Here is an 8,647-nt window from a genome sequence, read left to right on the forward strand (position 1 = left end):
GCCGACGACTGGCAGATGGCTATTAATCAATCTTGGCCAATTGGTAAGTATTCACCAGCTGTGCGTAACGGGCGGTCTCGGTGCGGATGCGTTCGCGAATCTGCTCCGGACCTCGGTTGTCCTGCCCCAGCAGCAGCCGCTTGTGCAGCTCGTTATAGGTAGGTAGCGCTTGCATGGCGTGGATCTTGTCGATCAGCGGGGTGGTGATCGAGGCAGGCGTCGTGGCAGGGGCGAACCAGCCGTACCAGGCGCGCAGATTCATGTCCTGTACCCCCTGCTCGGCCAAGCTCGGCACATCGGGCCAGTAGCTCAGGCGCTCGGCAGTGGTAACGCCCAGCGAGCGCAGCTTGCCGCTGGCCCACAAGTCGGACGGGCCATTGCCCGCCGCGGTGATGATCGCGGCGATATTGCCGCCAGCCAGATCCTTGATCATCATCAGCGAACCTGTGTAGGGCTGCGGCCTGATCGAGACGCCTTTGGTGCGCGCCAGGATAAGTGTGGCCAGATGGCCGTCGGAGCCGTAGATCGAAAAACCGACGTTGTTCGATTCCGGGTTGTCGGACAGCCAGTCGAAGAAATGCGCGAGCGTAGTGACGCTTTTCGGCACCGCCGGCCCAACGGTGAGCGACAGGGTCATCTCGCCCACAGTCGCCAGTGGCGCGAAGTCCTTGATCGGATCGTAGCTGGTGGTCTTGTACACGTTGGGCAGCAGGCACATGCTGGTCGACTGCGCCTGCAGCAGGGTCAGGCCATCGCCTGCCGCCGCCTTGGCGGTCTCGGCCGCGACGCGGGTGTTGCGGCCCTCGACGTTAGTCAGGCTATAACTGGGCCCGCCAGCGCTGGCCAACAGTTTCAGGGTTTCGGTGCCGACCGTGGTGCCCAGGGCGCCCGGCGGATACCCGAAGAGCATGCGCCGCTCGCCCTCGGCCTGTGCCCAACCGCTGCCAGCGCCAATCGAGGCACCGGCCAGCAGTGTTGCGGAACTGGCCAGAAAACGTCTGCGATTGATCATCTTCAACTCCCGGCGAGGTAACAGGCCTCGCGCAATAACGGCGATCGCGTCGCCATGGATTGACATTGTTGTTGTAAGGCCTGTGCTCGCCGGCCCCTCAGTCGATCTTGCCCAGCTTGTAGGTTTCCAGCAGGCTGGCGTAGCGCGCGCCTTCTTCGCGAATGCGCGCATCGATCAGCCCGGGATCCACCGATGCGTTGGTCATCAGCAGTTGCGCCTGCAATGTGCCGAAGGGCGCACTGCTCTGCAGCGTCTTGAGGCGCTCGCGCAGAGGTCCGGTAACCGACGCCGGCGTGCCCCGCGGCGCGAACCAGCCAAACCAGCCGGTAATGTCGAGATCGTGGAACCCTTGTTCATATAAGGTCGGCACTTCGGGCCAGTACTTGAGGCGTTCGCGACTGGTGATGGCGATGGGGCGCAGGTCTTTGTGGGCGGCCTTGTCGCTGAAATTGCTGGCCACTGTGAACGCAGCCGCCAGGCCTCGTTCATGCAGGTCGGTGAGCATGGCGGCGGTGCCCTTGTATGGCTGGCCGCGCAGGGGCACATCCTGGATATCGCTATTGAGCGCGAGAATCCGCAACGCCAGATGCCCGAGGGTGCCGTAGATCGACACGCCGATATTGCGGTAGTCCGGATTGTCCTCCAGCCAGGCGAAAAAGCTTTTTACCGAGGTCACCGTCGCCGGCACGGCCGGGCCCAGGGTCAGGGCATAGGTGACATCGCCCAGGGTGGCGATGGGTTCGAAGTCGGCGAGCGGATCGAAATCCAGCTTGCGGTAGATCTGTGGTTGCAGGGTGAAAGATGACGACAGCACTTGCAGCAGGGTCGTGCCGTCGGCAGGCGCCGCTTTGGCCTGCAAGGCTGCCAGGCGCGTATTGCGCCCTTCGATATTCTGCAAGTGATACTCGGGACCGTTCTGGGCCGCGAGCAGCGGCAATATGCCGTTGGCCAACTTGTCGCCCACGGCGCCCGACGGATAGCCGTACAGCAGGCGCCCGCCGCTCGCGGCCTGGGCCCAAGGGCTGCGCAACAGGCCATTACCGACCATCAAGGCCGCGGCGCCCTGGATAAAGGATCTACGTTTGATCATGTTCGATACTCATGCATGAAACTGCTCTATGAAACCTTCACGCAACTCGTCGCGCAGCGGTTATTCCCGTAGTTCTGCCACCAGCAATTGCCAGACTCGGCGGATGGTTTGTTCGGCCAGGCTTTGCGGCGTGGCCGCCAGCTGGATCTCGCCCCTTACCCGCAACGGCAGGCCCGGCGTAGTGCCTTCGTTGACACCGAAATTGACCCGATGCTGACCCACCACCGGCACCGATTTGCCCTGGTCGTTGGGCTGGGTAGCGATGGGGCCGCCGTAGCGGGAACTGAGACTGTCGGGGCTGATGAACTCGCTGGCGTTGTTGTCGATGGCCTTGAGACTCACCTGATGACGCGGCAGGCTTGGTTCGTCGGCGATGAACACCCCCTGGGCACCGGGGTGCAGGCGCGCCAGCTCCTTCTCGTTGACGAAGCCGATGGCGTCCAGCGCGTCGCCGTGCAGCAGGCGGCCCAGGGTGGTGCTGGGTTTGACCCATTGGCCGACCTGCAGGTTGGCCGGGACGTCCACCAGCAAGCCATCCTGGGGCGCGCGCCATTCGAGCATGCGCGCCCGGTCGGCCAGCCCGGCGAGATCGGCCTGGGCCTGCAACTGCTGCTGGCGCAGGACCATGGTTTCAGCGCGGTCGCGGTCGTCACCGCCGATGCGGTCGAGGCGCTCGCTGGCGATGGTCAGGTTGAGCTGGGCGGTGGCGCGTTTGCTGTCGAGCTCGGGCGAGTAGAACCGCACCAGCAGATCGCCTTTTTTCACTCGGCTATCGGGGCGCATGGGCAGCGCTTCGATGCGGGCATTTTCGGGGGCCTGGATCGGTGTCTCGGACTGCCAGCCGACCATCGCCGGGACTTCCACGCGGCGGTCCAGCGGCAGCACGAAGAGCAGCAACAGCACGCCGCCGAAGATCGCCAGACCCAGGCGTCGACGGCTGCCCACCCGATCACGCAGGCTCCACCAGTGTTGCACCGAACGCAGGACGCGTCGGCCCACGAACTGCCACAGGGCGTAGGCCAGCAACAGCACGCCGGCGGTCTTGAACAACGTTCGGTAGGCCAGCCAGGCGATGCCGCAACTGAGCATGATCTGGTAGCACCAGGACAGTGTCCCGTAGGTCACGAACAAGGCTGCGCGGCGTCGCGACACCGGCTCCGGCGGCGCCTCCACCGGGCCCAGCAGCATGCGCCCGATCAGCCATTGATTGAACGCCAGCGCCCGGGGTTGCAGGTTGTCCAGGCGCAACGCGTCAGCCAGAAAGTAATAGCCATCGAAGCGCGATAGCGGGTTGAGGTTGACCAGCAAGCTGGTCAGCCAACTGGTGGTGGCGATCACGAAGGCCACGCTGCGCAGGCTGCCCTCCGGCAACACCGCCCAGGCCAGGGTCGCCAGGCCCGCAACGAAGCTTTCCGCCAGCACGCCACCGGCAGCAATCCACATGCGCTGGCGCGGGTTGTTCAGACGCGCGACATCACCGAGCTCGGTGTAGAGCATGGGCATGCCCATGAAGATCGACACGCCCATGTTGCCCACCCGCACGCCCCGGATCGTCGCCATGTAGGCATGGCCCAGCTCGTGGACGATCTTCAGGCCGGCCAGCGCGACGCCATAGGCGAGCATGCCGGAGGCTGAAAAGAAGTCGCTGAAGGTGCCGATGAACTGGTCCCACTGCCGGGTCGTCAGGTAGATGCCTAGCAGCGTCAGCAGCGTCCAGACCGTCAGTACCGAGCGATGGCCGATGGCTTTGATGGTGGGGATGAAGTATTCGATCAGGGCATGGGGGCTCCACACCGGCAAGCGCATGGCCAACACTCGGTTGATCAGCCCGCGCAGGCCGTGCCCGCGCATGCGCCTGGCCTGATCGGCAAGGGTTTGATAAGCCTGCTTGCCCGAGGTCTGCAGCAAATGATGGGTGTTGAGAAAGCGCAGCAAGCCGTCGAGCAGCTCTTCGTCCAGCTCGGCCCCGGCCAGATCCTCGTCGCCAGTGGCCGCCAGCCGCTGCGCCAAGGCCTGGCGCAACCTGCCGACGGTACCGCAGGGCCACAGCGCCAGGAGCATGACGTCTTCTTCGCCGATCAGGAAAAACCGATGCTGCAATGGGTCGTACAAGCGCCAGCGCGGTATCCCCTCGGGGCTCGGCGCGGCTTGCTCCAGACGTAGCTCCTGGCGCAGCGGTGCCAGTGGCAGCTCATCCGGCAGCAGCGAAGGGGCACGCCCAGTCGCCAAGGGCGTGGCCACCGAGGTGGCCATCGTTGCGCTCGCCATGTTCAGACCCCCAGATACTGGCGTACGGCGGCAATCGGCCGGCGCAGCAACTGGATGGCCAGCGGCGCGTATTCACCGTAGACCCGGGCGGTGCCGCGCGAACCGATGCGTGGTCGTTCAGCACCAGACGGCATGGCGATGGCGGTGTAGCTGGTGAGGTTGCCGCCAGTGGTCTTGGGCGTGTAGCTGACCGACTTGAGATCGGCGTCGATGCCGCCCAGTGGCGAGCTCTCAAGGTAGATGCCCACTGGATTGCCGGGCTTGAGTTCGATGGCGTTACCGGTGGACAGGTCGATGCGATAGGCGATGCGCTGCGGATCGGCGACTTGCAGGATCTCCTCGCCGACCTGCACCGAACGCCCCTCCCAGTCGCGCCGGTCGCTGTACACCGCAAGGCCGGCGCTGGGGGTGTGTATCAAGGTGCGCTGCAGGACTTCGAGGGTGTACTCGTAATTCACCCGCGCCAGATCATGCTCGGCGGCGGCGATGGCCAGTTCGTGGGCGGCTTCGGCGTCATTGAACGCCGCTGCAGAGGTGCGGCTGTCCTTGGCCTGGGCCACGGCCAGTTGCTGTTGAGCGAGGACCATTTCGTTGCGTGGCTGGATATCTTCGAACTGCACCAGCGCCTGATTGACGGTCACCTGGGTGTTGGGCGCCACCAGGATGTTGCGGATCACACCGTTGATCGGCGCGGTGAGGATGTACGGTTGATCGGCGATCACCTCGACCGGCGCCATCACGCTCAGACGCACCGGAATCAACGCCGCCGCGACCACCATCGCCACGCCTATGGCCAGGGTGCGTTTGTTCAGGGGCAAGCGGTCGATCAGCCGCCGCTGGCGGCCGAACACCCGCAGGGCATGGGCGTAGGTTTCCCCCAGGCGCTGCATCAATGTTTGTTCGCGGGGGCTGAACGGCGTATCGCGCAGCAGCAGCGCACCGGTATTGACCGCGCCATCGTAGTCGCGCAGTGGAATCCACAAGGCATGGCCCAGGGCAAAGTCGGCCAGGGGCGAGCGCACCGCCCCGGCACCGGCAGGCGGGCGCAGCTCGAAGGCTACCTGGGAAGTGAGGAAGCCGGCCTTGTCGTGCTCGCTCAATACCCCTTGCAGGGCCTCGGCCAACGGCGTGTGTCGATCGGCGACCGGGATGCCCGAAACCATCTTGAGCTGGAACTTGCCGCCCTTGTGCGTGCGCCGCCAGGCCATGGCCTGACCGTACGGGATCATGTCCTGCACGGCGTTGACCAGATGGAACAGCAGGTCCTGGCGCGAGGGCTGGCGGCGGATCTCTGCTTCCAGGGTCAACAGGTGCAGCGCCGCCATGTGCGCCTTGCCGTCATCCGTGGGCGGCTGCGGGGGCAGTTGTATGTTGATGCTCATGGCGCAGTCAGCCTCCCGCCTTGAAGGTCGCGGTGCCGCTCATGCCGGGGATGGTCTGGCCATGGTCGCTGGAGTTGAAGCGACCGATGATCTTCAAGGTCTTGCTGACCGGGTCGACCTCGGGCAGCAGGCGATCAACCACTGCCTCGCTGCTCTTGCCGGTTTCATCCACGGCGAAGGTGAACGGCGAGCCGGGCTTGAGCCATTGCAGCCATTTGGACGGCACGATGAGGTCCATTTCCAGGCTGCTGGTGTCGACGATCTTGAGCATCGCTTCACTCACCGCTACCGATTCGTGGACGTGCTTCATGCGCTCGATGACCCGGCCGTTGAAGGGCGCGTAGACCTTGCATTCCTTGATCTGCGCCTGCAGTGCCTCGACTTCGGCCTTGGCCTTGTTGCGCTTGGACTGCGAGATCAGCACGTCGAACTTGCCGACCGAGTTGAAGTGCTCGAGCTCCTGATTGGTCTCGACGGTTTTCTGCTCCACTTGCAACCCGGCCTGGGCGGCGCGCAGATCGGCCTGGGCGCGATCGCAGTTGAACGCCACCAGCAAGTCACCTTTCTTGAAGGCTGAGCCTTCGCTGAAGTTCATCTGGGTGATCTGCGCCACCATCGATGACGACAGCGTCGCTTCATTGACTGCACGAACCACGCCGCGCGCCTTGCCGCCGTTGGCGTCGGTCTGGGAACCGTTGTCCGACGGCTTCTTTTGCAGGTCGGCAGGGCCAGGGCCGCTCATGGCAGCCGGCAAGGGCGAGACCAGCGGCGAGGCGGTGGCCGGCGTGCCGGGTACCGCCGGGGGCAGCGCCACCAATGGCTTGGCCACGGCCGGGCCATCGGCAGCCTGAGCGCTGCTGATCAGCATCAGCGGTGGTACCGGCGCGCTGGCTAGGGTGTTGGATGAGTTAGCGTGATACATCGCGGCGATCAGCAAGCCCGTCCCGGACAGCATGATCAAGCCTAGTGACTTGCGGCTCATTGTGGCGTGCTCCCTTGCGTCGCGGTATTGGAGGTGTCATCAGCGGCCGGGGGTTCCGGCATCGGTGGCAGGCTGCTGGCGCGTTCGGTCCAGTGCTGTTGCAACTTGCTGGCGATCTCGGCAATTGGCGTATCGGGCTGGATATCGATATCGAAGTTGTCCAGCCCCATCGACGCATAGAGGTTGGCGTAGGCGTTCTGTACGTCGGCGTAGGCGGCGTCGTATTTGATCTCGGCGAGTACCGAGTTCATCTCTTCGCGCACCAGGTCCTGCTGGCTGACGGTGTGGGCCTGGAAGCCGCCACGGGACAGCGCCAGGATGCGCTCCTGGACTTCTTCGGAGCTGCGGATGGTGCCCAGTTCCTGAGAGAAGCGGATGAAGCGCACGCGCGAGACGTGGATCTGGGTCATGACCGCCAAGGTAAGCGCCAGCTGACGTTGATCGATCACTGCGCCTTCGGCCACCAGCGCGCGTTTTTGCGCCGGGTAGCGGAACACGTTCATCAGGTTCCAGGTCATCTGCGCGCCGGCGTTGGCCCAGCTCTGGTTGTACAGGTAGCTGTTGGAGTCGTAGTTGAGGCCGATCACGCCTTTGAGGCTGGGCAGGGCGCGGATCAGTGCGGCGTTCATTTCGTTCTTATTGATGCGCGCGCGGTAGCTGCCTTCGCGCAGTTCGGAGCGAAAGCGCAGGCCGACCATGACCATTTCATCGGCCGAGCCGGGCAGCTCGGGGACGACGTCGGTGCGGTCGGGCAATTCCAGCGAGAAGCGGGTGTCGGGCTTGAGGTTGATCAGCGCCGCCAGTTGGTTCTTGGCCAGCGACAGTTCGCGTTGCAGCTTTTGCACATCGCCCTGCACCTGCAGGAGGTTGCGCTGATAGTCGAGTACGGTCAGCGGCGGTACCAGGCGCCGCGACTCCAGTTGCTGGGTCTGCAGCAGGGCCTTTTGCGCCAGGGCTTCGAGGTCGACCAGCTTCTTGTAGGTGCGGTCGGCGCTGACCGCGCGCCAGTAGGCGGTGCGCACGTCTTCCTGGATACGGTTGACCACCTTGCGCCGCCGCTCGGCCGAGATCAGCTGCTCGTCGGCATCCTGCAGGCCGCGCACGTAGGACAGGCCGAAGTCGAGGATGTCCCAGCTGGCGGTGAGGTTGGCGTTTTCGGTGGTGCGATCGCTGGAGGTCGAGGGCTCCAACGACTGGTTGCCGGACAGCAGCGAGCGGCTGCTGGAGCCTGCCTCGTTGCTACGGTTGGCGACGCCGCCACCGAGGGACAACTCGGGCAGCATGCCGGTGCGGTTGAGCTCCAGTTGTTTCTGGCGCAGTTCTTCGTCAAGCACCTCGATCTTCTGGTCGAGGTTGTACTTGAGGGCCCGGGCCATGGCCTCGTAGAGGCTCAGGGGGTGGGTGACCGGTTCTTCAGAGGCGATCACCGCGTCGATCTTGGCCTTTTGATCGAGGGCCTGTTGATCGACATCTACCGGCTGCGGAACGATGGTGCAGGCCGACAGATAGAGGCAACCCACCATCAACAACAAGCATTGGCGTACAGCTGACCCCAACGCCAGGGGAATTGGCTTGTCCATAAGTTCTCTGCGTCAATGACCGTGGGTTGGCTAGCGACCCGACTGCTGCCGTGCAGCGAAGGCTTCGGATGCGACCTTTATTTTCATTACCTTGGCATCGGCAAGGGCGTGCATGGCTGCAGGCATTCTGTCCGAAAGGTCAAAGTATTCATTACGGGTACATGACTCACGATCGACTCCTGTCTGTATCGGCTGGACCGGCGCCCTGTCGACAGGGAGGGCCTGGCCGACGAAGGATGGCGCGGGGGTTGAAACCATGACGCTAGAGCTGCGGCTCCAATGGAGCTGAATCCGGAACTTCTTTCCTTAGTGAAGCAGGCCCCGCTGATTAAG

Annotated in this window: 6 protein-coding genes; all 6 read right to left on the minus strand. The window is 64.1% G+C overall.

The window, feature by feature from the left end; genetic code table 11:
* Nucleotides 1-22 precede the first annotated feature (22 nt).
* Nucleotides 23-1,012: a Bug family tripartite tricarboxylate transporter substrate binding protein gene (locus tag AC3WJP_RS00230; protein WP_493719225.1), complete on the minus strand. Its 990-nt coding sequence runs from the start codon at nt 1,010-1,012 to the stop codon at nt 23-25.
* Nucleotides 1,013-1,109: 97 nt separating this feature from the next.
* Entirely contained in the window at nt 1,110-2,102 is a 993-nt protein-coding gene (locus AC3WJP_RS00235) for a Bug family tripartite tricarboxylate transporter substrate binding protein (RefSeq protein ID WP_493719226.1), read from the minus strand.
* Between the two features lie 60 nt (nt 2,103-2,162).
* Nucleotides 2,163-4,370: a hypothetical protein gene (locus AC3WJP_RS00240; RefSeq protein ID WP_493719227.1), complete on the minus strand. Its 2,208-nt coding sequence runs from the start codon at nt 4,368-4,370 to the stop codon at nt 2,163-2,165.
* 2 nt (nt 4,371-4,372) lie between these two features.
* Nucleotides 4,373-5,752 carry a hypothetical protein gene (locus AC3WJP_RS00245; protein WP_493719228.1) on the minus strand — a complete coding sequence of 460 codons (1,380 nt, stop codon included), beginning with the start codon at nt 5,750-5,752 and terminating at the stop codon, nt 4,373-4,375.
* A gap of 7 nt (nt 5,753-5,759) precedes the next feature.
* Nucleotides 5,760-6,734 (minus strand): efflux RND transporter periplasmic adaptor subunit, encoded by a 975-nt coding sequence (locus tag AC3WJP_RS00250; RefSeq protein ID WP_493719229.1) that lies wholly within the window; start codon nt 6,732-6,734, stop codon nt 5,760-5,762.
* A complete protein-coding gene (locus tag AC3WJP_RS00255) occupies nt 6,731-8,314 on the minus strand; it encodes a TolC family protein (protein WP_493719230.1) in 1,584 nt (527 codons plus the stop codon). The genes AC3WJP_RS00250 and AC3WJP_RS00255 overlap by 4 nt, the downstream gene beginning before the upstream one ends.
* Nucleotides 8,315-8,647 lie beyond the last annotated feature (333 nt).

Source organism: Pseudomonas sp. GW821-FHT01A09 (genome assembly GCF_058986725.1).